Source organism: Soehngenia longivitae (genome assembly GCF_004684055.1).
Classification (GTDB): Bacteria; Bacillota; Clostridia; order Tissierellales; family Tissierellaceae; genus Soehngenia; species Soehngenia longivitae.
This window is the reverse complement of the sequence record NZ_SRIB01000001.1, coordinates 266,853-291,785: the sequence shown is the minus strand read 5'-3', so window position 1 is coordinate 291,785 and position 24,933 is coordinate 266,853. Positions and strand designations below refer to the sequence as shown.

The 24,933-nt window shown below is 34.8% G+C and carries 25 protein-coding genes, 1 tRNA gene and 1 other annotated feature; all 26 genes read right to left on the bottom strand.

The features are described 5' to 3' along the window. Positions 1–21 precede the first annotated feature (21 nt). The 26 genes from rplC to gltX all read right to left on the bottom strand — a co-directional run bounded on the left by rplC (position 22) and on the right by gltX (position 24,932). Entirely contained in the window at positions 22–648 is a 627-nt protein-coding gene (gene rplC / locus E4100_RS01400) for a 50S ribosomal protein L3 (RefSeq protein WP_135270088.1), read from the bottom strand. A 50-nt stretch (positions 649–698) separates the two neighbouring features. Continuing rightward, a complete protein-coding gene (rpsJ, locus tag E4100_RS01395) occupies positions 699–1,010 on the bottom strand; it encodes a 30S ribosomal protein S10 (RefSeq protein ID WP_135270086.1) in 312 nt (103 codons plus the stop codon). Between the two features lie 320 nt (positions 1,011–1,330). Next, a complete protein-coding gene (gene tuf, locus E4100_RS01390; RefSeq protein ID WP_135270060.1) occupies positions 1,331–2,524 on the bottom strand; it encodes an elongation factor Tu in 1,194 nt (397 codons plus the stop codon). Between the two features lie 24 nt (positions 2,525–2,548). Then, positions 2,549–4,615 (bottom strand): elongation factor G, encoded by a 2,067-nt coding sequence (gene fusA, locus E4100_RS01385; protein WP_135270084.1) that lies wholly within the window; start codon positions 4,613–4,615, stop codon positions 2,549–2,551. A gap of 58 nt (positions 4,616–4,673) precedes the next feature. Then, positions 4,674–5,144 (bottom strand): 30S ribosomal protein S7, encoded by a 471-nt coding sequence (gene rpsG, locus E4100_RS01380; RefSeq protein ID WP_135270082.1) that lies wholly within the window; start codon positions 5,142–5,144, stop codon positions 4,674–4,676. 96 nt (positions 5,145–5,240) lie between these two features. Further along, entirely contained in the window at positions 5,241–5,660 is a 420-nt protein-coding gene (gene rpsL / locus E4100_RS01375; protein ID WP_135270080.1) for a 30S ribosomal protein S12, read from the bottom strand. Between the two features lie 13 nt (positions 5,661–5,673). Then, positions 5,674–5,922, bottom strand: coding sequence for a ribosomal L7Ae/L30e/S12e/Gadd45 family protein (locus E4100_RS01370; RefSeq protein ID WP_135270079.1), 249 nt, complete (start codon positions 5,920–5,922; stop codon positions 5,674–5,676). A 127-nt stretch (positions 5,923–6,049) separates the two neighbouring features. Further along, complete coding sequence (gene rpoC / locus E4100_RS01365; RefSeq protein ID WP_135270077.1) at positions 6,050–9,607, bottom strand: DNA-directed RNA polymerase subunit beta'; 3,558 nt, start codon at positions 9,605–9,607, stop codon at positions 6,050–6,052. A 39-nt stretch (positions 9,608–9,646) separates the two neighbouring features. Then, entirely contained in the window at positions 9,647–13,354 is a 3,708-nt protein-coding gene (gene rpoB / locus E4100_RS01360; RefSeq protein WP_135270075.1) for a DNA-directed RNA polymerase subunit beta, read from the bottom strand. A gap of 180 nt (positions 13,355–13,534) precedes the next feature. Continuing rightward, positions 13,535–13,918 (bottom strand): 50S ribosomal protein L7/L12, encoded by a 384-nt coding sequence (gene rplL / locus E4100_RS01355; protein ID WP_135270074.1) that lies wholly within the window; start codon positions 13,916–13,918, stop codon positions 13,535–13,537. 30 nt (positions 13,919–13,948) lie between these two features. After that, positions 13,949–14,476 carry a 50S ribosomal protein L10 gene (gene rplJ, locus E4100_RS01350; RefSeq protein WP_135270072.1) on the bottom strand — a complete coding sequence of 176 codons (528 nt, stop codon included), beginning with the start codon at positions 14,474–14,476 and terminating at the stop codon, positions 13,949–13,951. 17 nt (positions 14,477–14,493) lie between these two features. Further along, positions 14,494–14,614: a sequence feature (ribosomal protein L10 leader region), on the bottom strand. A 7-nt stretch (positions 14,615–14,621) separates the two neighbouring features. Next, the gene (gene rplA, locus E4100_RS01345; protein WP_135270070.1) at positions 14,622–15,320 is read right to left on the bottom strand and encodes a 50S ribosomal protein L1; all 699 of its coding nucleotides are present in this window, start codon (positions 15,318–15,320) and stop codon (positions 14,622–14,624) included. 44 nt (positions 15,321–15,364) lie between these two features. Beyond that, positions 15,365–15,790, bottom strand: a complete 426-nt coding sequence (rplK, locus tag E4100_RS01340; protein WP_135270068.1) for a 50S ribosomal protein L11 — start codon at positions 15,788–15,790, stop codon at positions 15,365–15,367. A 72-nt stretch (positions 15,791–15,862) separates the two neighbouring features. After that, entirely contained in the window at positions 15,863–16,417 is a 555-nt protein-coding gene (gene nusG / locus E4100_RS01335; RefSeq protein WP_135270067.1) for a transcription termination/antitermination protein NusG, read from the bottom strand. A gap of 35 nt (positions 16,418–16,452) precedes the next feature. After that, entirely contained in the window at positions 16,453–16,665 is a 213-nt protein-coding gene (gene secE / locus E4100_RS01330) for a preprotein translocase subunit SecE (RefSeq protein ID WP_135270065.1), read from the bottom strand. 24 nt (positions 16,666–16,689) lie between these two features. Further along, positions 16,690–16,839, bottom strand: coding sequence for a 50S ribosomal protein L33 (gene rpmG, locus E4100_RS01325; RefSeq protein ID WP_135270063.1), 150 nt, complete (start codon positions 16,837–16,839; stop codon positions 16,690–16,692). A gap of 244 nt (positions 16,840–17,083) precedes the next feature. Continuing rightward, the gene (locus E4100_RS01320) at positions 17,084–17,413 is read right to left on the bottom strand and encodes a hypothetical protein (protein WP_135270061.1); all 330 of its coding nucleotides are present in this window, start codon (positions 17,411–17,413) and stop codon (positions 17,084–17,086) included. Between the two features lie 56 nt (positions 17,414–17,469). Further along, positions 17,470–18,663 carry an elongation factor Tu gene (gene tuf / locus E4100_RS01315; RefSeq protein WP_135270060.1) on the bottom strand — a complete coding sequence of 398 codons (1,194 nt, stop codon included), beginning with the start codon at positions 18,661–18,663 and terminating at the stop codon, positions 17,470–17,472. A 66-nt stretch (positions 18,664–18,729) separates the two neighbouring features. After that, positions 18,730–18,805, bottom strand: a tRNA-Thr gene (locus tag E4100_RS01310). 48 nt (positions 18,806–18,853) lie between these two features. Next, positions 18,854–19,501, bottom strand: a complete 648-nt coding sequence (gene sigH / locus E4100_RS01305; protein ID WP_135270058.1) for an RNA polymerase sporulation sigma factor SigH — start codon at positions 19,499–19,501, stop codon at positions 18,854–18,856. A gap of 21 nt (positions 19,502–19,522) precedes the next feature. Beyond that, positions 19,523–20,041, bottom strand: a complete 519-nt coding sequence (locus tag E4100_RS01300) for an NYN domain-containing protein (RefSeq protein WP_135270056.1) — start codon at positions 20,039–20,041, stop codon at positions 19,523–19,525. Continuing rightward, positions 20,025–20,780: a 23S rRNA (guanosine(2251)-2'-O)-methyltransferase RlmB gene (gene rlmB, locus E4100_RS01295; RefSeq protein WP_135270054.1), complete on the bottom strand. Its 756-nt coding sequence runs from the start codon at positions 20,778–20,780 to the stop codon at positions 20,025–20,027. The genes E4100_RS01300 and rlmB overlap by 17 nt, the downstream gene beginning before the upstream one ends. A gap of 13 nt (positions 20,781–20,793) precedes the next feature. Next, on the bottom strand, positions 20,794–21,564 hold the full coding sequence (gene thyX / locus E4100_RS01290; protein WP_135270052.1) for an FAD-dependent thymidylate synthase: 771 nt from the start codon (positions 21,562–21,564) through the stop codon (positions 20,794–20,796). After that, positions 21,561–22,007, bottom strand: coding sequence for a Mini-ribonuclease 3 (locus E4100_RS01285; RefSeq protein ID WP_135270050.1), 447 nt, complete (start codon positions 22,005–22,007; stop codon positions 21,561–21,563). The genes thyX and E4100_RS01285 overlap by 4 nt, the downstream gene beginning before the upstream one ends. Then, entirely contained in the window at positions 21,992–23,392 is a 1,401-nt protein-coding gene (gene cysS, locus E4100_RS01280; protein WP_135270048.1) for a cysteine--tRNA ligase, read from the bottom strand. Before cysS ends, E4100_RS01285 begins: the two co-directional genes overlap by 16 nt. A gap of 58 nt (positions 23,393–23,450) precedes the next feature. Next, positions 23,451–24,932 carry a glutamate--tRNA ligase gene (gene gltX, locus E4100_RS01275; RefSeq protein WP_135270046.1) on the bottom strand — a complete coding sequence of 494 codons (1,482 nt, stop codon included), beginning with the start codon at positions 24,930–24,932 and terminating at the stop codon, positions 23,451–23,453. Position 24,933 lies beyond the last annotated feature (1 nt).

The following is a 24,933-nucleotide window of genomic DNA, read 5'->3' as shown; positions in this document are numbered from 1 at the left end:
AATCCTCCTTTCGTGAAAAAATTACTTCTTTACTGTTTCTTTAATTACTACTAAACCTTTTTTAGGCCCTGGAACTGCTCCTTTTATAAGAAGTAAATTTTTATCTGCATCAACTCTTACAACTTGTAAGTTTTGTACAGTAACTTTCTCATTTCCCATTCTTCCCATCATTCTATGGCCTTTGAATACTCTTCCAGGATAAGTTCCTGCCGACATACCTCCAGGCATTCTGTGGAATTTAGAACCGTGAGATTCTCTACCTCTTCCAAATCCATGTCTCTTAATGACACCTTGTGTCCCTTTTCCTTTTGAAGTTCCTGTTACATCTACTTTATCCCCAACTGAAAATACATCTGCTTTGATCTCTTGGCCGATTTCAAATTCATCTGGATTTTCAACTTTAAATTCTCTTAAATATTTTTTATATGCGACATTTGCTTTGTCGAAGTGTCCTTTTATTGGCTTTATGACTCTTCTTTCTTTCACGTCTCCAAATGCAACTTGAATTGCATTGTAGCCTTCTTTTTCTTTAGTCTTTTTTTGAACTACATATACAGGACCTGCTTCGATAACTGTTACTGGAACTACATCTCCATTTTCAAGGAATATTTGAGTCATTCCTATTTTTCTGCCTAATATGTTCTTCATCATTACACCTCCATTTTTATAGCGGATTGCCTAAGCAATCATATAAATTTCTATAGTTTTATTTCAATGTCTACACCTGCAGGCAAATTCAGCTTCATAAGTGAATCTACTGTTTTTTGGTTAGGATTGATTATGTCTATGAGTCTTTTATGAGTTCTTTGCTCAAATTGTTCTCTGGAATCCTTGTATTTATGCACTGCCCTAAGGATAGTAACTATTTCCTTTTCAGTAGGCAATGGTATAGGCCCAGAAACTGTTGCTCCTGTTCTCTTTGCTGTTTCAACAATTTTCGCAGCAGAAGAATCTAAAAGTTCATGATCATAAGCTTTTAACCTAATTCTAATTTTTTGATTGTTTGCCATTGATTTCCCTCCTTCTATCGCATGTTTACTTGACATGCGACTTAAGACACCGATAAACTTAGCCGGGTGTTTACCAGCTTTTTTTTAATTATCGAAACGTCTTAAAGTCGCCCGATTTGAAACCGGACATTCTCAGTAAAAATTACCTGCACAAACTGCAGCAACCTCTTACCTCATCGCAATGCCATAATTTTAGACACTACTATAGTTTACACTATAAATAGCCATACTACAAGCATTTTTTTCATTTTTATTTGAAAAAAATTACACATAGACAGCACTAAAAGAAGGAATGAATATTCCTTCTTTTAGTATGTCAATTATTCGTAAACCTTAGTTACAACTCCTGCTCCTACTGTCCTTCCGCCTTCTCTTATAGCGAATCTTTGCCCTTCTTCCATTGCTACTGGAGTGATTAGCTCAATGCTAAATCTTGCGTTGTCTCCTGGCATTACCATTTCTACTCCTTCTTGCAATTGAATGTTCCCTGTTACATCTGTTGTCCCAAAGAAAAATTGTGGTCTGTATCCATTGAAGAATGGTGTGTGCCTTCCGCCTTCTTCTTTGCTTAATACATATACTTCTGCGTCAAATTTCTTGTGTGGTTTTATTGTCTTTGGTTTTGCTAGTACTTGGCCTCTTTCGATTTCGTTCCTTTGTACTCCTCTTAATAGTACTCCTATGTTGTCTCCTGCTTGTGCTTCGTCTAGTAGTTTCTTGAACATTTCTAGCCCTGTTACTACTACTGTTCTTGGTTCTTCTGTTAATCCTACTATTTCTACGCTTTCGCCTACTTTGATTGTTCCTCTTTCTACTCTTCCTGTTGCTACTGTTCCTCTTCCTGTGATTGAGAATACGTCTTCTACTGGCATTAGGAATGGTTTGTCTGTTTGTCTTTCTGGTTGTGGAATGTATTCATCTACTGCTTCCATTAATTCTATTATCTTGTCTCCCCATTCCCCATCTGGATCTTCTAGCGCTTTTAGTGCTGAGCCTACTATGATTGGTGTGTTGTCTCCGTCAAATTCATATTCGTTTAGTAGTTCTCTTACTTCCATTTCTACTAGTTCGATTAATTCAGGGTCGTCTACCATGTCTGCTTTGTTTAAAAATACTATTATCTTTGGTACTCCTACTTGCCTTGATAGTAGTATGTGTTCTCTTGTTTGTGGCATTGGTCCGTCTGCTGCTGATACTACTAGTATTGCTCCGTCCATTTGTGCTGCTCCTGTGATCATGTTCTTTACATAGTCAGCGTGTCCTGGACAGTCTACGTGTGCATAGTGTCTTTTTGGTGTTTCATATTCTACGTGTGATGTTGAGATTGTTATTCCTCTTTCTCTTTCTTCTGGTGCTTTGTCTATGTTGTCGTAGCTTACGAATTCACCTGATCCGTATCTTTTATTCAATACTAATGTGATTGCTGCTGTTAATGTAGTCTTACCATGGTCTACGTGTCCTATTGTCCCAATGTTTACGTGGGGTTTTGTTCTTTCAAATTTTTGCTTTGCCATTTTTTATTCCTCCTAATCCTAATATTATTTCTTTAGAATTTTTTCAGCTATGCTATTAGGAACTGGTTCATAATGATCAAATTGCATTACATAATTTCCTCTACCTTGAGTGTTGGATCTCAATATTGTAGCGTATCCAAACATTTCAGCTAAAGGTACATATGCTCTGATGATTTGTGCTCCGTTAACCAATTCCATTCCTTCCATTCTTCCTCTACGAGAGTTAATATCGCCAATTACATCACCCATGTACTCTTCTGGTACAGTTACTTCAACTTTCATGATAGGCTCTAATAATACTGGGTCTGCTTTTCTTATTGCTTCTCTGACTCCCATAGAACCAGCTATCTTAAATGCCATTTCAGATGAGTCAACTTCATGATAAGATCCATCGAATAAAGTCACTTTAACATCTAGTACTGGATATCCACCTAAAATACCTGATTGAAGTGCTTCTTGAATTCCATTATTTACTGCTCCAATGTATTCTTTTGGTATGACTCCACCTACGATAGCATTTACAAATTCATATCCTTTCCCAGGTTCTTGTGGTTCTACTCTGAGTTTGACATGTCCGTATTGTCCTCTACCGCCTGATTGTCTGATGTATTTACCTTCTGCTTCAGCTGTTTTTGTGATAGATTCTTTATATGCAACTTGAGGATTTCCTACATTTGCCTCAACTTTAAATTCTCTCAGCAGTCTATCTACGATTATTTCAAGATGAAGTTCTCCCATTCCAGCTATTATTGTCTGCCCTGTTTCTTCATCTGTATATGCTCTAAATGTAGGATCTTCTTCAGCTAATTTTGCTAGAGCTTGTGACATTTTTTCTTGGCCTGCTTTGGTCTTCGGTTCAATAGCTACGTGAATAACCGGTTCTGGAAATTCCATTTTTTCTAGTATGATAGGATTTGTATCAACTGATAATGTATCCCCTGTTGTTGTATCTTTTAAACCAACTACAGCAGCAATGTCTCCAGCATGGATTTCTTCTATTTCTTCTCTCTTGTTAGCATGCATCATCAATAAACGGCCAACTCTTTCTTTTTTCCCTTTTGTTGTGTTTAAAACATAGCTTCCAGATTTTAATATCCCTGAATAAACTCTGACATAAGCTAATTTCCCAACAAATGGGTCTGATACTATTTTGAAAGCTAACGCTGAAAAAGGTTCATCATCTGAAGGATGTCTTACTTCTTCTTCTTCAGTTTCTGGATTTATTCCAACAATTGAAGGTATATCGATTGGTGAAGGTAAATATTCAATTACAGCATCAAGAAGTATCTGAACGCCTTTGTTTTTGTAAGAAGAACCGCATAATACTGGAGTAGCTTTTACAGCAAGTGTTCCTTTTCTTAATGCTTTTTTTATTTCTTCAGTTGATATCTCTTCGCCTTCTAAATATTTAATCATCAACTCTTCATCATATTCAGAAACTGATTCTAACAGTTTTTCTCTATATTCATTTGCTAAATCTAACATATCGGCTGGAATTTCTATAGTTTCTATATTTTGGCCTAAGTCATCATGATAAACCTTGGCATTCATTTCAATTAAATCAATTATACCAATAAAACTATCTTCTCTCCCGATAGGCAATTGAACAGGTACTGGGTTTGCACTTAATCTAGTCTTCATCATTTCTATTACTCTGAAAAAGTCTGCACCAACAATATCCATTTTATTTACGAAAGCTAATCTTGGTACTTTATACTTGTCAGCTTGTCTCCAAACTGTTTCTGATTGAGGTTCAACTCCGCCTTTTGCACAGAACAGAGCAACCGCTCCATCCAATACTCTTAACGATCTTTCAACCTCTACTGTAAAGTCTACGTGTCCTGGTGTATCAATAATATTGATCCTATGATCTTTCCAGAAAGCTGTAGTTGCTGCGGAGGTTATTGTGATACCTCTTTCTTGTTCTTGTTCCATCCAGTCCATTTGAGCTGCACCCTCATGGGTCTCGCCAATTTTGTGGATTTTCCCTGTATAAAATAAAATTCTCTCTGTGGTGGTTGTCTTACCTGCATCAATATGCGCCATTATGCCGATATTTCTAGTTCTCTCTAGTGGTACTTGTCTTGGCACAATTTTTCCTCCTTACTTGCTTTAAAATTTAGGTCCCATCCACATAAATAACTATAAACTACCATCTATAGTGAGCAAAAGCTTTGTTTGCTTCAGCCATCTTATGTGTATCTTCTCTTTTCTTAACACTTGCTCCAACGCCATTTGATGCGTCTAAAATTTCTTTTGCAAGTCTTTCTATCATTGTTTTTTCTCCTCTAGCTCTAGAATAGTTTACTAACCATCTTAGCCCTAGAGTTTCTCTTCTGTCTGGTCTTACTTCAATAGGAACTTGATAGTTTGCACCACCAATTCTTCTTGCTTTGACCTCTAACACAGGCATGATATTGTTCATAGCTCTGTAAAATACCTCTAATGGGTCTTCATTTGTCTTTTCTTTAATGTAGTCGAATGCACTGTATACAATATTTTGTGCAATCCCTTTTTTACCATCCAACATAACTGCATTTATTAATTTCGTTACTAATACATCTTCATATATTGGATCAGGCATAACTTCTCTCTTTGAAACTGGTCCTTTTCTTGGCACTTTTCTTCCCTCCTTAACCATGTAGTAGATTCATTGGTACTCGGTGTTAACCGTTGTGCCTTAAAATGCATCTATATATAAAGCATTTCAAGCACGTTATTTCTTAGCTTTTGGCTTCTTTGCCCCGTACTTAGATCTGCCTTGCATTCTCTTATCTACACCTGCAGTATCTAATGTACCCCTTACAATGTGATATCTCACACCAGGTAGGTCCTTTACTCTTCCTCCTCTTATTAGAACAACACTATGCTCTTGCAAGTTATGTCCTATTCCAGGGATATAGGCTGCTACTTCGTAACCATTTGTAAGTCTTACCCTTGCTACCTTTCTCAAAGCTGAGTTAGGTTTTTTAGGAGTTACAGTTCTAACTGCTACACATACGCCTCTTTTTTGAGGAGAATTAGATTTTGTTTCCTTTTTCTTTAATGTGTTTAAATTAACTCCCAATGCAGGTGATTTTGATTTGTAAACTACCTTTTCCCTTTCTTTTCTAATGAGTTGGTTGATTGTTGGCATTAAAGCACCTCCTTTAATTTTTATTTAATAACGCAGCGGTGGCTGCATTAATATCAATACCACAAGCTTCTCCTAATTCTTTCATCTTCTCGACATACTCAATTGGTACTTTCTTCTCTTTGCATAAATTTTCTATTTCACTCTTAAGTTTTATGTCGGCATCTTTTGCTATAAATACTAAACTTACTTCATCTTTGGAGATAGCTCTTTTTACTTGTTTTGTTCCTATGACTTTTTCTTCAGTCTTTAATCTTTGAAGCATAATGACCCTCCTTAAAACAACACATAAGATTATGTAGTTTGACTACATAATCTTATGTCAAGTCCTTCTGCTATTTTGCCACTATAAAATTTTAACATTTGCTTGTTAAGCTGTCAACAATATTTTACTATACTAGGCTTTCTTCCATTTGAGTTTCATCTTTTTGAATTTCATCGCTCTCTAACTCTTTTACTACATTTTGTTCTTCATCGATTAGTTTAATATTGTTGTAAATTTTCATTCCGGTGCCTGCAGGAATTAGTTTCCCAATAATTACATTCTCTTTTAACCCGATTAATTTATCCTCTTTGCCTTTAGTAGCAGCTTCAGTTAAAACTCTCGTTGTTTCTTGGAAGGATGCAGCTGAAAGGAAAGAATCAGTTGCTAAGGAAGCTTTTGTGATTCCAAGAAGAGCTACTCTTCCTACTGCTTTTTCAAGTTCTCTTTCTTCAGCTATTCTGTTTTTTTCTTCAAATTCAATTATGCTTACTAAACTTCCTGGCAGCATATCTGTATCTCCGGAACTTTCTACCTTTATTTTAGATAACATCTGCCTTACTATCATTTCAATATGTTTGTCATTGATATCTACACCTTGAAGTCTATACACTTTTTGAACTTCTTTTACTATATAATTCTGAACTCCTTTGACACCTTTGATTTTCAAAATGTCATGTGGATTTACACTTCCATCAGTTATTTCATCACCAGCTTCTATTGCGTCTCCATTTTTAACTTTTACTCTTGCTCCATTTGGGATTGTATAAGTTACTTTTTCTCCGCTTTCAGAAGTAATCGTGATTTCTTTCTTCTTTTTACCTTCATTTATCGAAACTATCCCACCGATTTCAGAAATCATCGCAAGTCCTTTAGGCTTTCTAGCTTCAAATAATTCTTCGACTCTAGGTAGACCTTGTGTAATATCTTCAGCAGCTGCTACTCCTCCTGTGTGGAATGTTCTCATGGTAAGTTGAGTACCAGGTTCACCTATTGATTGAGCAGCAATAATACCTACTGCTTCTCCAATGTTTACCTCTTTCCCAGTTGCTAAATTTCTCCCATAACAATGTGAACAAACTCCATGTTTTGTCTTACATCCGAGCACTGATCTTACCTTTACTTCTTTAATGCCTATATTCTGAATGAATTCCGCTTCATCATCTGTGATCATGGTGTTTGCTTTTACTATTACTTCACCATTCTCTGGATTTATTATATCTTCAAAAGCGTAGCGGCCTTCTATTCTATCTTTTAGTTCTTCGATTACTTCTTTACCATCCATAAATGCCTTTACTGTCAGATATTGATCTGTTCCACAATCTTCTTCTCTCACTATTATGTCTTGGCTTACATCTACTAATCTTCTTGTAAGATAACCTGAGTCAGCTGTTCTTAAAGCTGTATCTGCTAACCCTTTTCTAGAGCCGTGTGTTGAGATGAAGAATTCAAGTACGGATAGTCCTTCTCTAAAGTTTGATTTGATAGGAACTTCTATTGTCCTACCTGATGCACTTGCCATCAGCCCTCTCATCCCTGCTAACTGTCTGATTTGGTTTTTGCTACCTCTCGCTCCTGATAGTGCCATAATATAGATGTTGTTCATCGGATCTAGACTATTCATAAGAGCATCTGTTACTTCATCAGTGGTTTTATTCCAAATCTCAATTACTCTTTCATATCTTTCTTCATCAGATATCAATCCTCTTCGATATGATCTTTCGAGTTTATCTACTTCTTCTTCAGCTTTTCTTATTAGGACATATTTTTCATCGGGCACTATTACATCTCCCATAGATATCGTAATAGCTCCAATGGTTGAGTACTTGTACCCCATTTCCTTTATGTGGTCTAACATCTCTGCAGTTGCAGCATTTCCATGTTTTCTAAAGCATTTATCAACTAAAATTCCTAAAAACTTTTTATCTACCACTCTATCTATTTCAAGAGAATATTTATCTTTAGATCTATCGACAAAGCCTAAATCTTGCGGAATGTTTTCATTGAAAATAAATCTTCCAACAGTGCTATTTACTATTTTGCCTCTGTCCTCATCATTTAATTTCATTCTTACATTTACTCTAGCATGTATGCCAATATCTCCATTTTGATATGCATGAAGCATTTCATCAAAGTCTTTAAAGTACTTACCTTCACCTTCTTCGCCATCTCTTTCGACTGTAAGGTAATAACTCCCTAATACCATGTCTTGTGATGGAGTTGTGATTGGCTTACCATCTTTTGGTGCTAATATATTGTTAGTTGAAAGCATTAAAAGTCTTGCTTCTGCCTGTGCCTCTTGTGAAAGAGGAACGTGTATTGCCATTTGGTCTCCATCGAAGTCAGCATTGTAGGCTGTACAAACGAGTGGATGTAATTTTATAGCTTTACCTTCAACTAATACTGGTTCAAAAGCCTGTATCCCTAATCTATGAAGCGTAGGGGCACGATTTAATAAAACTGGATGGTCTTTTATTACTTCTTCCAACACATCCCATACTTGAGGTTTTACTCTTTCTACCATTCTTTTAGCTGATTTTATATTGTGAGCTAAATTATCTTCAACTAATTTTTTCATAACAAATGGTTTAAATAACTCTAATGCCATTGTCTTTGGAAGGCCACATTGATAAAATTTGAGCTCAGGACCTACTACTATAACAGATCTTCCCGAATAATCTACCCTTTTGCCAAGTAAGTTTTGTCTAAATCTACCTTGCTTTCCTTTTAGCATATCAGAAAGTGATTTTAGTGGTCGATTTCCAGGGCCTGTGACAGGTCTTCCCCTTCTGCCATTGTCAATCAATGCATCTACGGCTTCTTGAAGCATTCTTTTTTCATTTCTTACAATTATATCAGGTGCTCCTAAATCAAGAAGTCTTTTTAATCTATTATTTCTATTTATAACTCTTCTGTATAAGTCATTTAAGTCTGAAGTCGCAAATCTGCCACCATCAAGTTGAACCATTGGTCTTAAATCAGGTGGTATAACTGGTATGACATCAAGTATCATCCATTCTGGTCTGTTTCCAGATTGTCTAAATGATTCAACGACTTCAAGTCTTCTTGTTATTCTGATTCTCTTCTGCCCTGTTGCATCTTTAAGTTGAGATCTAAGCTCTTCAGATTCTTTGTCGAGGTCGATTTTTTGTAGCAAATACTTTATTGCTTCTGCTCCCATTTGAGCTTTAAATTTATTTGGATAGTTTTCCAAAGATTCTCTGTATTCTGCTTCTGTTAATAATTGTTTTTCGTATAAAGGGGTGTCTCCTGCCTCTAATACAATGTATGATGCAAAATAGAGCACTTTTTCTAAAGCTCTAGGACTCATATCTAACATAAGCCCCATTCTACTTGGTATGCCTTTAAAATACCAAATATGAGAAACAGGAGCTGCTAATTCAATATGTCCAAGTCTTTCTCTTCTTACCTTTGACTTTGTTACCTCTACTCCACATCTGTCGCAAATAACACCTTTATACCTTACCCTTTTGTATTTCCCACAGTGGCATTCCCAGTCTTTTACTGGACCAAATATTTTTTCACAAAAAAGTCCTTCTTTCTCTGGTTTTAGCGTTCTGTAGTTAATGGTTTCGGGTTTTTTTACTTCTCCTCTAGACCATTGTCTGATTTTTTCTGGAGATGCTAACCCAATTCTTATTGAATCAAATGTATTTAATTCGTACAAGGAGCACTCTCTCCTTTCATAATATTAATAGAAATTTCATTAAAAATCTTCATCCACAAATTCATCAAAATCATCATCTTTTTCCTTTATTAAAAAACCTTCTGGTACTTCATCCTTTGATTTATGTTTTGAAAATTCATCATCAATTACACTGTTGTCTTCATCTTCGTCTATATCATCTAAGCCAAATTCTGAAACAGATCCTTCTGCAAAATCATATTCTGTGACATCATCATCAATTGATTCTTTTAATTCAATTTCTCCAGAATCTTCTCCAATGATTTTTACATCTAATGCTAAACTTTGAAGCTCTTTAATTAAAACTTTAAATGATTCTGGTATACCTGGCTCTGGAATGTTTTCGCCTTTTACTATAGCTTCATATGTTTTTACTCTTCCAACAATATCATCTGACTTAACTGTTAAAATTTCTTGTAGTGTGTGAGCTGCTCCATATGCTTCCAATGCCCAAACTTCCATTTCACCAAATCTTTGTCCTCCGAACTGTGCTTTACCACCTAGTGGCTGCTGAGTGACTAAAGAATATGGTCCAGTTGATCTAGCATGAATTTTATCATCTACTAAGTGGTGGAGTTTTAGCATATACATATATCCTACTGTTACAGGATTTGCAAACTTTTCTCCGGTTCTTCCATCTCTTAGCTCGATTTTCCCATTTTCAGGGAAGCCTGCAGTTCTCAATGCTTCCATTATGTCTTCTTCATTAGCTCCATCAAAGACTGGCGTCGCTATATGCCAACCTAATTTTTTAGCTGCTAAACCTAAATGTACTTCTAACACTTGTCCTAAATTCATTCTCGAAGGTACTCCAAGAGGATTTAATACTACGTCAACTGGAGTTCCATCTGGCATGTATGGCATGTCTTCTTTTGGTAGAATTCTCGAAACAACACCTTTATTCCCGTGTCTTCCGCACATCTTGTCTCCTACATTTATCTTTCTTTTAGTCGCTATATAAACCCTTACCATTTCATTAACTCCTGGAGGCAATTCGTCTCCATTTTCCATGGTATAGATTTTTACGTCAACTACTATTCCGCTTTCTCCGTGAGGTACTCTAAGCGATGTGTCTCTTACCTCACGGGCTTTTTCCCCAAATATTGCCCTTAAAAGTCTTTCTTCTGGAGTTAATTCGGTCTCTCCTTTTGGAGTTACTTTGCCTACCAATATATCGCCAGATTTGACTTCTGCTCCAATCCTAATTATTCCTCTTTCATTTAGATCTTTGAGCATGTCTTCGCCTACATTAGGTATATCTCTAGTGAATTCTTCTGGTCCTAGTTTAGTATCTCTTGCCTCGGATTCATATTCTTCAATGTGAACTGATGTCAAGACATCTTCAATAACCAGTCTCTCATTTAGAAGTACCGCATCTTCATAGTTATATCCTTCCCATGTCATAAATGCGATTAAAAGATTTTTCCCTAAAGCTATTTCTCCTTGGTCTGTACTTGGCCCATCTGCAATAATTTGCGATTCACTAACTCTTTCTCCAAGTTGTACAATAGGTCTTTGATTTATAGTTGTTCCTTGGTTTGACCTCTTGAATTTCAACAGCTTATATCTGTCGATCTGCCCATCTTTATCTCTTCTAATGAGTATTTCATCTGCAGAAACTTTTTCAACAATCCCTGCATTTTTAGATATGACTACAACTCCTGAATCTTTTGCTGCCTTATATTCAATACCTGTGCCGATTATAGGAGCTTCTGTTTTAAGCAATGGGACAGCTTGACGCTGCATGTTTGAACCCATAAGCGCTCTATTAGCATCATCATTTTCTAAGAATGGTATCATTGCAGTCCCGACAGATACTATTTGTTTCGGCGAAACATCCATATAATCTATTTCTTCAGGCCTAAATATATCTACAATGCCCATTTTACCTCTAGCTACAATCCTATTATTTATAAATCGATCCTCTTCATCTAATGGCTCATTTGATTGAGCTATTATTAATTCGTCTTCTACATCTGCAGTGAGATAATCAATTTCTCCTGTAACTTGTCCATTTTTTACTCTCCTGTAAGGAGCTTCTATAAATCCATATTCATTTATTCTAGCATATGTTGTAAGAGATGTTATCAGTCCAATGTTTGGACCTTCAGGTGTCTCAATAGGGCACATCCTTCCATAGTGAGAGTTGTGAACGTCACGGACTTCAAATCCAGCTCTATCCCTACTTAATCCCCCAGGTCCCAATGCTGACATTCTTCTCTTGTGAGTTAGCTCCGCTAGAGGATTTGTCTGATCCATAAATTGAGATAATTGGCTGCTCCCAAAAAATTCTTTAATGGCTGCTGTGACTGGTCTTACATTTATCAAAGCTTGAGGAGTGGCAACATCCATATCTTGAATTGTCATTCTCTCTCTAACTACTCTTTCCATTCTTGCTAGACCAATTCTAAATTGATTTTGCAACAATTCTCCTACACTTCTCAACCTTCTGTTTCCTAAATGGTCGATGTCATCTGAATTGCCTACTCCATAAAATAAATTGAATTCATAATTCATGCTTGCTATTATGTCATCTACTAATATATGTTTGGGTGACAATTCCTTTATTCTATCTCTAATAGCTTGTTTTAGCTCTTCCCCTTTGTAATTATCTACTAATTCTTTCATCAGCGGATAATAAACTTTCTCTTTTAACCCAAGTTCTTCTAATGAAAATGGTAAATTAAATGCTTCCCCGCTTACAAAATTATTGGATAATACCTTTATTATTCTGCCATCATCTAAAATTATTTTGACTGAGTTTATCCCAGTATTTTCAATTTCAATTGCTTTCTGTCTTGTTATGATTTCATTTGTTTCAACTAAGATTTCGCCTGTATCTGGATTAATGATATCTTCAGCTGATTTTCTATCTGTAATTCTATTATATAAACTTAATTTTTTGTTGAATTTATATCGTCCAACTTTTGCTAAGTCGTATCTGCGTGGATCAAAGAAAAGATTGTTTAATAAAGTCTTTGCACTATCAAGAGTAGGCGGTTCTCCGGGTCTTAATCTCTTATAAATTTCCAATAATGCTTCTTCTTCGTTGGTAGTTGTGTCTTTTTCAATTGTTAATAATAATTCTTCTGTTTCTCCTAATAAGTCTATGATCTCAGCATTAGAAGAAATTTTTAACGCCCTCAAAAGTGTCGTGATAGGAACTTTCCTCGTACGATCAATTCTCACATGTATAACGTGATTAGCATCGGTTTCATACTCAAGCCAAGCTCCTCTGTTTGGAATAAGTGTTGATGAGTAAACTTTTTCACCTGACTTGTCGATGCTTTCTACAAAATAAACTCCAGGAGATCTTACTAATTGACTAACTACTACTCGTTCCGCTCCATTGATTACAAATGTTCCTTTATCAGTCATTAATGGAATATCTCCCATAAATACTTCCTGCTCTTTAACCTCTCCAGTTTCACGGTTTATCAGTCTAACCTTGACTTTAAGTGCTGCAGAGTAATTTGCGTCTCTTTCCCTTGCTTCCATTTCATCATATTTAACTTCACTGTCAATGTAATAGTCAACGAATTCTAGGATTAGATTGCCAGTGTAGTCTTGAATTGGAGAGATGTCATCAAAAACCTCCCTTAAGCCTTCCTCAAGAAACCACTTGTAGGAAGATTTTTGTACCTCAATTAAGTCGGGTAAGTCTAGCACTTCTTTTATTCTTGAGTAACTCATTCTTTCCCGCTTACCTAATGTTACAGGATGTACCATTAAATCTTCACCCCTCAATAAACTAAAATAACCAAAAGCCCGTGGCTCTTGGTGTTAAAAAACCAAAAACTACAAAAGGCGTGATAAATATATATCGCCTATTATAATAATTATTATGCAATATATTATATTATCACACCTTTTTGTGTAAGTCAAATATTAATTTTTAAGTCTTATAAACTATTTTACTTCTACAGTTGCTCCAACTTCTTCTAATTTTGCTTTAATGCTTTCAGCTTCTTCTTTTGAAGCTCCTTCTTTAACTGGTTTTGGTGCTCCATCAACTAAATCTTTTGCTTCTTTTAATCCTAAACCAGTTAATTCTCTTACTACTTTAATAACTTTTATTTTTTCTGCTCCTGCTGATTGAAGAATAACATCAAATTCAGTTTTTTCTTCTTCAGCTGCTGGTGCTGCTACAGTTGCTTGAGCTGCTACTGCAACTGCTGGTGCTGCTGCGCTAACTCCAAATTCTTCCTCTAATGCTTTTACTAATTCTGATAATTCTAATACTGTTAAATTCTTTACCTCTTCAATTAAATTTAATACTTTTTCACTTGCCATTTATGTTTACCTCCATATTTTTTATTTTTTTTATGCTGTTTTTTGCTCTGCTATTGCATTAAGCGCTATTACTAATCCTCTCATTGTTCCTTGTAATACATTTGCAAATCCTTGAATTGGACTGTTGAATCCGCCAAGTACTTGTGCTATCAAGACTTCTCTTGGTGGTAATTCCGCTAAGTCTTTTACTCCTTTTTCGTCAATTATTTTTCCATCAACTATACCAGCTTTGATTTTCAATTTATCATTTGTCTTAGCAAATTCTGTTGTAATCTTAGCAGCTGATACTGGATCATTTATGCTGAAAGCTACTGCTGATGGTCCTTTTAGGTAATCCTCAAATTCTCTTAAGTCAAGATCTTTAAATGCAAAACTCATCATTGTATTTTTATAAACTTTATACTCCACTCCAGCTTCTCTGTATCTCTTTCTTAGTTCAGTTAATTCAGCAACATTTAATCCTCTGTAGTCAACCAAAACTAAAGATTGAGATGATTCAATTTTCTCTTTGATTTCTTCAACGATTTGTGATTTAGCTTGAAGAGTTTGTTCCTTCACTTGCTATCACCTCCAAAGTGTATAATAATAAAGGTCTCTTTCGCAGACTGTGAAGAGACCAAATTTTCATGGTTTAATTCCTCGGTAGGATATTAAGCATATAGCACCTACTGTCTGCGGTAATATTTGATTTTAATTCAATTAATTAGTCACTAAGTTTAGCTGGGTTTATTTTTATGCCAGGTCCCATAGTGCTAGATACAACAACTGACTTTAAGTATTTCCCTTTAGCTGCTGCAGGTTTTGCTTTAATTAAAGCATCAATTATTGCAACAAAATTATCTTTTAGCTTTTCTACTCCAAATGATTTTTTCCCAATTGGTACGTGTACTATACTCTCTTTGTCAACTCTGTACTCAACTTTACCTGCTTTAATATCTTTTACAGCTTTTTCTATATCAAATGTAACAGTACCTGATTTTGGGTTTGGCATTAATCCTTTAGGTCCAAGAATTCTACCAATTCTTCCAACAATACCCATCATATCTGGTGTAGCAACTACTACATCAAAGTCAAACCAGTTTTCATTTTGAATCTTTGTAACTAATTCTTCTCCACCTACATAATCTGCTCCTGCTTCTTCAGCTTCTTTTAACTTATCGCCTTTAGCTATTACTAAAACTTTTCTAGTTTTTCCAGTTCCGTGTGGTAGTACTACTGCACCTCTTACTTGTTGATCAGCATGTCTTGGGTCTACCCCTAATCTTACTGAGAGTTCGATTGTTTCATCAAAATTTGCTTTTGCAGTTTGGATTACTAACTCCAATGCTTCATCAACATCGTAAACCTTACTTTTTTCAATAAGCTTTAAACTATCTTGATATTTTTTACCTCTCTTTGGCATCTAATTACCTCCTTGTGGTATTAACGGAAATTCCTCCCACTTGTTTATTTCTCTACTTCCACTCCCATACTTCTTGCTGTCCCAGCAACCATACTCATTGCAGCTTCTAGGCTTCCAGCATTTAAGTCAGGCATTTTCACTTCAGCTATTTCTTTTATCTTAGCTTGTGTAAGCTTTCCAACTTTCTTTTTGTTTGGTTCACTAGAACCCGATTCTATCCCAAGTGCTTTTTTAATGAGTATTGGCACTGGTGGTGTTTTAGTGATGAACGAGAATGATCTATCTTGATATACAGTTAGTACTACTGGTATGATCATTCCTAGTTGGTCTTGTGTCCTTGCATTGAATTCTTTTGTAAATTGCATAATATTAACTCCGTGTGGTCCCAAAGCCGTACCTACAGGTGGAGCCGGAGTAGCTTTACCAGCTGGTATTTGCAACTTAACTACAGCCATTACTTTCTTAGCCAAAATTTCCACCTCCTTATATGGCATTTGCCATTACATAAATATATTTATAAAGCAAAATTGCTTATAAATCAACTAAATTTTTTCTATTTGATCAAGTTCTAATTCAACCAGAGTCTCTCTTCCGAACATAGATACAAAAACTTTTGCTTTTTGTTTTTCTAGGTTTATGCTATCTATATTTCCTGCAAAATTTTCAAATGGTCCTGATTTTATTTTTACTGCTTCTCCAACTTTTAGATCAGATTCTATTACTTTAGCCTTTTTAGCAACCCCTAGTGCCTTAACCTCTTCATCAGTTAATGGAATCGGTTTTGAGGAAGGTCCGACAAATCCTGTAACTCCTCTGGTATTCCTAACTAAGTACCATGATTCATCATTAATAATCATCTTAACAAGGACATAGCCCGGGAATTTTTTTCTTTCTTTAATAGTTTTTTTATCAGATTTGGCATCTATATATTCTTCAGTAGGCACTACTACTTCAAATATATCGTCTCTCATTCCCCGATTTTCAACCATTTTCTCTAAATTCGCTTTTACTTTATTTTCATGCCCGGAGTAAGTATGTACAACATACCACTTAGCATTTTTCTCTCTTTCTTCCCTGCTTAGGTCCTTTTCCGACATTTCATAGGGACTATTTGCCCCTTCCCTCCCTTATACTACGAAATTATTAAGGATAGCGCTCCTCCTACTATGATATCAAGTATATATACCACTATAGCAGCTAACACACTCATAAATAATACAACGCCAGTGTAGTTAGTTAATTCTTTTCTATTAGGCCATACGACCTTTTTTAATTCTGCTTTTACACCTTTTAAATAAGAAGAGAGCTTCCCAGTTTTTTTTGTTTTTTCTGTTGGTTGTGCCATCTTTTCACATCCTTATGGAATATATTATTTTGTTTCTTTATGAACGGTATGTGTTTTGCAGAATTTGCAGTACTTTTTAAGTTCTATTCTCTCAGTTGTGTTTTTCTTGTTCTTTTTAGTTACATAATTTCTTTGTTTGCATTCTGTACATGCTAATGTTACTCTATCTCTCAACTACCACACCCCCTAAATAAGCTATCTATCCGTACATAGACTTGGACACAATTGCCCATTTTTAAGCTACTTATATAAACTATCATAAATCAATATTCATGTCAATTAAAATTTTAAAACATGATATGTTTCATAACCTTAACTGCAACTCCTGCTTCTACTGTCTATCTTCCTGTGATTGATAATACGAATTCTACTGGCATAAAGACACCGTCTTATTTGCAAAGTCGACGTAATGCTTCAATTATTTTCTTAAATTATTTTCGTATATATTCTTTATGTCATCCGCCAGCTTTTCATACTCTGAATAATTTCTTGAGGTCCCACCGTTTTTTAGAAGATGAAAGTCACTTTTTATATATTCTACTAGCTGATCTTCAGTGAGTATTTTTTTTAAATTTTCATCCACCTGTAGTCCATTTTTTGTGAGTACTTCATATAAATCATCAGCAGACATTTCCTCGAGCTCTGCATCAGTATATCTCACATCTCTCTCTTCTTTGAAAACTATAAAAGAGCTAACTAATAATATTGATACTACAAGAAGTATTAGTACACTTTTTCTAACTCTCATAAAAATCAACTCCACGTATACATTTCATAAAAAAATTAGGTCAAAAGACCTAATTTTTATTCGTAAACCTTAGTTACAACTCCTGCTCCTACTGTCCTTCCGCCTTCTCTTATAGCGAATCTTTGTCCTTCTTCCATTGCTACTGGAGTGATTAGTTCAATGCTAAATCTTGCGTTGTCTCCTGGCATTACCATTTCTACTCCTTCTTGCAATTGAATGTTCCCTGTTACATCTGTTGTCCCAAAGAAAAATTGTGGTCTGTATCCATTGAAGAATGGTGTGTGCCTTCCGCCTTCTTCTTTGCTTAATACATATACTTCTGCGTCAAATTTCTTGTGTGGTTTTATTGTCTTTGGTTTTGCTAGTACTTGGCCTCTTTCGATTTCGTTCCTTTGTACTCCTCTTAATAGTACTCCTATGTTGTCTCCTGCTTGTGCTTCGTCTAGTAGTTTCTTGAACATTTCTAGCCCTGTTACTACTACTGTTCTTGGTTCTTCTGTTAATCCTACTATTTCTACGCTTTCCCCTACTTTGATTGTTCCTCTTTCTACTCTTCCTGTTGCTACTGTTCCTCTTCCTGTGATTGAGAATACGTCTTCTACTGGCATTAGGAATGGTTTGTCTGTTTGTCTTTCTGGTTGTGGAATGTATTCATCTACTGCTTCCATTAATTCTATTATCTTGTCTCCCCATTCTCCGTCTGGATCTTCTAGCGCTTTTAGTGCTGAGCCTACTATGATTGGTGTGTTGTCTCCGTCAAATTCATATTCGTTTAGTAGTTCTCTTACTTCCATTTCTACTAGTTCGATTAATTCAGGGTCGTCTACCATGTCTGCTTTGTTTAAAAATACTATTATCTTTGGTACTCCTACTTGTCTTGATAGTAGTATGTGTTCTCTTGTTTGTGGCATTGGTCCGTCTGCTGCTGATACTACTAGTATTGCTCCGTCCATTTGTGCTGCTCCTGTGATCATGTTCTTTACATAGTCAGCGTGTCCTGGGCAGTCTACGTGTGCATAGTGTCTTTTTGGTGTTTCGTATTCTACGTGTGATGTTGAGATTGTTATTCCTCTTTCTCTTTCTTCTGGTGCTTTGTCTATGTTGTCATAGCTTACGAATTCACCTGAACCGTATCTTTTATTTAATACTAATGTGATTGCTGCTGTTAATGTAGTCTTACCATGGTCTACGTGTCCTATTGTCCCAATATTTACGTGGGGTTTTGTTCTTTCAAATTTTTGCTTTGCCATTTTTTATTCCTCCTAATCCTAATATTATTTCATTATAGAAAACTCGCCCTAGTGTTTCTTTTCTTTTGGAGCCCGCGACCGGATTTGAACCGGTGACCTCTTGCTTACCATGCAAGTGCTCTACCTACTGAGCTACGTGGGCTTACAGTATTTAATTGTACTATAAAATTGAGATATTGTCAAATGCTAATCATCTATCTCTAATCGGTCTTAGATAAGTTTCAATTTTCTTCTTTATTCTTTGCAATGCATTGTCTACTCTTTTTGTTTTACATCCCAATATATTTGCCATTTCACTATATGAGTGTCCTGCTATATACATTGAAAAAATCTTTTTCTCGAAGTCACTCAAAAGTGCATCAATTTTCTTTTCAAAGTTTCTGATTTCTTCTTGTACAATGTAGATTTCTAATGGATCAATATTGTTCAATGACGTTATGACCTCTTCATATTTCATATCTGAGCTTTGCCCAAATATTTCTTTGTTTAATGATATGTAATTATTAAGAGGTCCATTTTTAGGCCTATTTGCAGCATTAAAAGCTGTGATTATTTGCCTTGTGATACAGATATTAGCAAAATAATTAAAAGAAGAGAATTTTTCTTCATTAAATGCTATTATAGCTTCATATAATCCGATTAATCCTTCTTGGATTACATCATCTTTATCAGCTCCACAAATATAATAATTTTTTACTTTGTGTTTAATGATCTTAGTGTATTTTCTAATTATGTAATCAAGTGCTTCTTTATCATCTTCTTGAGCTAGTTTTACTATTTGTTCATCTGTCATATTGCAATAATCATTTAAATTACTTTTTTTGATGTTTAAATCCATTAAGTAGGCCTCCTGAAGTAATTAGTCCTTTTCCCATTCTTCTAATGCTTTTTTTAATACATCTTCTAGCTTTCCAACTTGGATGTTATTTTGTAAATTCATTTTTATACGTTTTCTCTCAATTGTTTTTTTGGCATTTTCAATTTCTGCTTTTAGTTCTAGTGCCGATATTCTTATCCCTCCCTTTTGCATGATTATATCTTGTTCTATCCTATCTGACGTAGCTACTGTTACTTTTTTCTCCCTGCCAATTTCGTCAAGGTTCCTTTCAATGTAATGATCTGCCAGCTCATTTTCTTTAGTATAGACAACTTTTACTCCTTTATAATCATATATGCTTGTTGTGTTGCCCTTAACCATATAAGCGTCAAATACTACGGTTATATCTATATTTGAATAGTGTAGGTATTCTGAAAGAATTTCAAGTAATCTAATTCTAGCTTCTTCTAAACTGGTCTTAGAAAGTTCTTTTAATTCATCCCATGAGTTTATGATGTTGTACCCATCAACATATAGGTATTCTTTATCCTTTGCTTTCATTTCTCTGTCTTTCTACTTCATAAATTAATACAGCACTAGCTGCCGAAGCATTGAGTGACTCTATATTCCCTTTTATGGGTATTTTTACCAATCCATCACACTTTTCCTTGACCAATCTAGAAATTCCTTTGCCTTCAGCCCCGATTACTAATCCAACAGAGCCTCTTAAATTTGACTGATAATACAAGTTTTCTCCCGTCGTATCAGCCCCATAGATCCACAATCCATGCTTTTTTAATTCATCTATAGTAGCAGAAATATTGGTTACTTTAGCTATTCTCATGTATAATGCCGCTCCAGCAGATGTCTTTATCACTGTTTCATTAACTGTTGCTGCTCTTCTCTTCGGTATGATGACACCATGAACTCCAGCACATTCTGCAGTTCTTATTATCGCGCCTAAATTGTGTGTATCTTCAATACAATCTAAGATCACAATGAATGGATCTTCTCCCTTTTCTTTAGCATAATCCAATATTTCACTTATCTCACTGTATTTATATCCTGTCACCACTGCTACCACGCCTTGATGAGCTAGTCCATTTGAAAGATAGTCTAGTTTCTCTCTTTCTACATATTGGATGATTATGTTTCTTTCCTTAGCTTGATTAATTATTTTAATTATTGATCCCTTGGTTTCTCCCTTTAAAACATAGAGTTTGTCAATTTGCTCCTCTGTTTTAAATAGTTCAAGCACAGGGTTTCTCCCAACTATATAATTCGTATTTTTCTCTTCCATTTTCTATCTCCACTTAATTTATATTGTTTAGCTCTTCAAAAAACTGTCTTACTTCGTTTATCTTGCCACAAGTCATATTACCTTCTTTGCATGGCCCATTTATGCAATTAGGCCCTGCATTTTTAAATAATATTGGATACACTTTCTTTACTTCTTTCAACATCTCTATTGCTAAATTCCTAATTTCCCATTGAGCTCTATTGCATGTTCTTAAAGTAAAGAAGTTCATAAGACTTCTAGCATTCATGGTCATGACTATTTTAGTTTCACAAGCATTTGGAAAGAGATATCTAGCGTCTTCTATTGCTTCCTTCTCTGCTTTAGATTTAGCTTTTTTTTCACTTAACCCTTCAGATATATATTGATTTTTCTTTTTCTCTGTTAGTATCTGAGCTATTCTATTGTATGCTATTTGGTCTTCTTTCATCATCTTTAAAAATATTTCACTAGCTTCATCATCTTCTAATATGCTAGGTGGAATTATGTATTCAAATTGTTCAAGTTTAACATACCTTTGAGATTGCTGAGAGTAACTTGCTATCCTGTGTCTTACAAGCTGATGTGTCAATACTCTAGAAACACCTTCTATTCCAAATGTAAAACTTACATGCTCTATAGGGCTCTCATGCCCTAAATCAACAAGCATATTTAAAAAAGATTCAACTTTTTCTTCATCTTGATTTTCTTCAATTTCTGTGATTCCCACTTGTGAATAACAGAGTTTGGCAGCAGAAGCAATCAATTTTTCTCCATCTGGCGTATATCTTAATAATTCAACTTTCATTTCAATTCCCCTTCGCCTGCATCGTATATTTTTAAAAATATTTCTTCTATCCTTTGAAATTGACTTGTCAGATATAAATATCCGAATAAGCATTCCAAGCCTGTTGCATATTTATAATCAATGATTTCGGTATTTTTAGGGGAGGAATTAATTTTTGCATTCCTCCCTCGCCTTATTATAGAGAGCTCTTTTTCGTTAAAAAAGCCCTCTAAAGATTTAACAGCACTAGCTTGTGATGTTGCTTTGACATATTTTCTAGCCTTTTCATTTAACTTATTTACATTTAAGTCAACTTCCAAAATAGCTGTTCTTACCATTATTTCATAAACAGCATCGCCTATATATGCTAGTTGAAGCGGATGAAGTCTGTCAATATCTTCGAATTTTAGATTTATGTTCAGCTGTCTAGAGATGTTTAGAAAATTCATCAAATTCTTTTCCATTTTACACCGTCTTTTGTATCTTCAAGAATGATTCCTTTATTCTTCAATTCATCTCTTATTTCATCTGCTTTAGCAAAGTCTTTATTCTTTCTATAATAGTTTCTTTTTTCAATTAACTTTAGGATATCTTCTTCCAAAATTTCTTCTTTCTTTGATAAGATGCCTAAAACTTTATTTAGCTCCATAAACACTTTATATGCGTAAAGAAGGGCTTCCTTAGATTTTATTTCATTAAGATTTTGATTTAAATACCTCACAAGTTCAAATATTGAAGCTATTGCATCAGCTGTGTTTATGTCATCTTCCATGCTTTTTATAAATTTTTCTTTGTAACTGTCTACTTTCTCTTTTATTTCTAAATAGTCGCTTTTTTCATCTTCTGTATCAGAGATATTCTCTATATTATACTCTAAATTCTTTTTTGCATTGTATAGCCTATCTAACGCACTTTTTGATTGCTCCATCGCCTCTTTGCTAAAGTTGATTTGTGATCTGTAGTGAGCAGACAATAGGAAAAACCTTAAGACTTCTAAGTCATAGTACTTCTTTATATCTCTAAGCGTAAAAAAGTTTCCAAGTGATTTGGACATCTTTTTGTTGTCTACTGTGAGCATTGCATTGTGAAGCCAATACCTAGCAAATGGTTTTTCAGTAAGAGTTTCAGATTGTGCTATCTCATTTTCATGATGTGGAAATTGCAAATCTTCTCCTCCCGAATGAATATCTATCGTTTCACCTAATAACACTTTTGCCATAACTGAACACTCAATATGCCACCCAGGTCTTCCTTTACCCCAAGGACTGTCCCAAGAAGGTTCGCCTTGTTTTTCTTTTTTCCAAAGAACAAAATCCAATGGGTTCTCCTTGTCCTCATTAATTTCAATCCTCGCACCACTTAAGAGTTCATCGATGTTCTTTTTACTTAATTTCCCATAGTCTTTAGCTCGATTTATTCTAAAATACACATTTCCATCAACTACATATGCTGCATCTTTCTCGATTAACCCTTGTATGAATTCTATCATTTTGTCGATGTATTCAGTTGCTCTAGGATGAATGGTCTCATATTCGTACAAATTCAACTCTGTAGCATCTTCCATAAAAGCATCGATGTAGGTTTGTGCTATTTCTTTAGTGTCTTTTCCCTCTTCGTTTGCTTTATTTATTATCTTATCATCTATGTCAGTAAAATTGATTACCATTTTTACATCTAGACCTTTATATATAAAATACCTTCTTAAAGTGTCAAATACAACTAGTGGCCTAGCATTTCCAACATGTATATAGTTGTACACAGTAGGTCCACAATTGTACATTGTAACTTTTCCTTCTACAAGTGGTATAAATTCTTCTTTTTTTCTGGTAAGGGAATTGTAAAGCTCCATAAACATCCTCCTATGTTAAGTCCTAGTAAGCCCTTTACGTTAATCATATTATATAATATCAGGATAGTTTTTCAATAACTTTTCTTGCCCTTTTAATTATCTTATCCTTCCCTAATAGATATAATATATTTACTAATTCAGGCCCATGTTCACTACCTGTCAACGCGACTCTAGTAGGCATGAACAAATTTTTCCCTTTTATGCCAGTCTTTTGCTGTATTTTTTTCATAAATGTTTTTGCCTCTTCTAAGTCAAATTCATCTATGTTTGTTATTTCTTCGATAATGGCACTCATTAGGATTTTTGTATTCTCATTGTTTAAAAATTCATTGTATAGTTTTTCTTCTATTTCTATTTCTTCTGAAAAAATAAATTCAGCTTTTTGAGGGATCTCGCTTATGGTAGATATACTTTCCTTTAGTGTTTCTACTAAGCAATCAAGCCATTGTATATTTTCATGGGCAAATTCATCATCTATTAGGTTTTCTTTAATTAAATAAGGAATGGCCAGTTCTCTTATCCTCTCAGTTGATGAATTTCTTATATAATGACCATTTATCCAGTTTAATTTATCTATGTCAAAAATTCCACCTGTCTTTGAAACTCTTTCAAAAGAAAATTTTTCTACCATATCTTCTAAGGACATGATTTCTTCATTGTCTTCTGGACTCCAACCAACTAATGCTAAATAATTTACTAAAGCTTCAGGTAAATATCCTTTATTTCTAAAGTCTTCTACTGAAACATCACCTTGTCTTTTTGAAAGTTTTTTTCTGTCTTTGTTTAGTACTGTAGGCAAATGCACATATGTCGGTTTTTCCCAACCATATGCTTCATACAAGTACACATGTTTTGGCGTAGAAGGAAGCCATTCTTCTCCTCTTACAATGTGAGTGATACCCATTAAGTGGTCATCTACTACTACCGCTAAATGATAAGTGGGATATCCATCTGATTTTAATAGGACTTGATCATCCATATCCGAGGTGTTTATTGTTATATTACCTCTTACCATGTCATAAAAATCTATATCTCTATTGTGAGGTAGTTTTAGTCTTACAACATATTCTTCACCATTTTCTATCCTTTTTTTAGCTTCTTCTAAGGGAATATTTCGACAAAATCCATCATATCTTGGAATCTGCCCACTTATTTTTTGTTCTTCTCTAACTTTATCCAATCTTTCTTTTGTGCAAAAGCAATAATATGCATGACCTTTTTCAATTAATTCATCTACGTATTTTTTGTATATTTCTAATCTCTTAGACTGAATGTATGGTCCGTAATCTCCTTTTTCAACAATTTCTCCATTTTCAATAAAAACTCCTTCGTCATAGGCTATACCTGCCCAATTTAATGAATTTATCAAGTTTTCAATTGCCCCTTCTACAAATCTTGTCTGATCTGTATCTTCTATTCTCAATATAAACTTCCCATTGTTTTTCTTTGCAAATAAATAATTATATAATGCAGTTCTCAAACCACCTATATGAAGGTAACCTGTAGGGCTTGGTGCAAACCTTACTCTTACATTATTCATT

Coding starts and splice junctions, on each gene's coding strand:
- nusG (WP_135270067.1), bottom strand. CDS start 16,417: ATGTCGGAAAAGGACCTAAGCAGGGAAGAAAGAGAGAAAAATGCTAAG.
- tuf (WP_135270060.1), bottom strand. CDS start 2,524: ATGGCAAAGCAAAAATTTGAAAGAACAAAACCCCACGTAAACATTGGG.
- E4100_RS01320 (WP_135270061.1), bottom strand. CDS start 17,413: ATGAGAGTTAGAAAAAGTGTACTAATACTTCTTGTAGTATCAATATTA.
- rplC (WP_135270088.1), bottom strand. CDS start 648: ATGAAGAACATATTAGGCAGAAAAATAGGAATGACTCAAATATTCCTT.
- E4100_RS01285 (WP_135270050.1), bottom strand. CDS start 22,007: ATGGAAAAGAATTTGATGAATTTTCTAAACATCTCTAGACAGCTGAAC.
- rpsL (WP_135270080.1), bottom strand. CDS start 5,660: ATGCCAACAATCAACCAACTCATTAGAAAAGAAAGGGAAAAGGTAGTT.
- rplA (WP_135270070.1), bottom strand. CDS start 15,320: ATGCCAAAGAGAGGTAAAAAATATCAAGATAGTTTAAAGCTTATTGAA.
- rpoB (WP_135270075.1), bottom strand. CDS start 13,354: ATGGTACATCCTGTAACATTAGGTAAGCGGGAAAGAATGAGTTACTCA.
- rlmB (WP_135270054.1), bottom strand. CDS start 20,780: ATGGAAGAGAAAAATACGAATTATATAGTTGGGAGAAACCCTGTGCTT.
- rplL (WP_135270074.1), bottom strand. CDS start 13,918: ATGGCAAGTGAAAAAGTATTAAATTTAATTGAAGAGGTAAAGAATTTA.
- E4100_RS01370 (WP_135270079.1), bottom strand. CDS start 5,922: ATGCTTCAAAGATTAAAGACTGAAGAAAAAGTCATAGGAACAAAACAA.
- gltX (WP_135270046.1), bottom strand. CDS start 24,932: ATGAATAATGTAAGAGTAAGGTTTGCACCAAGCCCTACAGGTTACCTT.
- tuf (WP_135270060.1), bottom strand. CDS start 18,663: ATGGCAAAGCAAAAATTTGAAAGAACAAAACCCCACGTAAATATTGGG.
- sigH (WP_135270058.1), bottom strand. CDS start 19,501: ATGGATTTAAACATCAAAAAAAGTAATTTAAATGATTATTGCAATATG.
- rpsJ (WP_135270086.1), bottom strand. CDS start 1,010: ATGGCAAACAATCAAAAAATTAGAATTAGGTTAAAAGCTTATGATCAT.
- cysS (WP_135270048.1), bottom strand. CDS start 23,392: ATGGAGCTTTACAATTCCCTTACCAGAAAAAAAGAAGAATTTATACCA.
- E4100_RS01300 (WP_135270056.1), bottom strand. CDS start 20,041: ATGAAAGCAAAGGATAAAGAATACCTATATGTTGATGGGTACAACATC.
- thyX (WP_135270052.1), bottom strand. CDS start 21,564: ATGAAAGTTGAATTATTAAGATATACGCCAGATGGAGAAAAATTGATT.
- secE (WP_135270065.1), bottom strand. CDS start 16,665: ATGGCACAACCAACAGAAAAAACAAAAAAAACTGGGAAGCTCTCTTCT.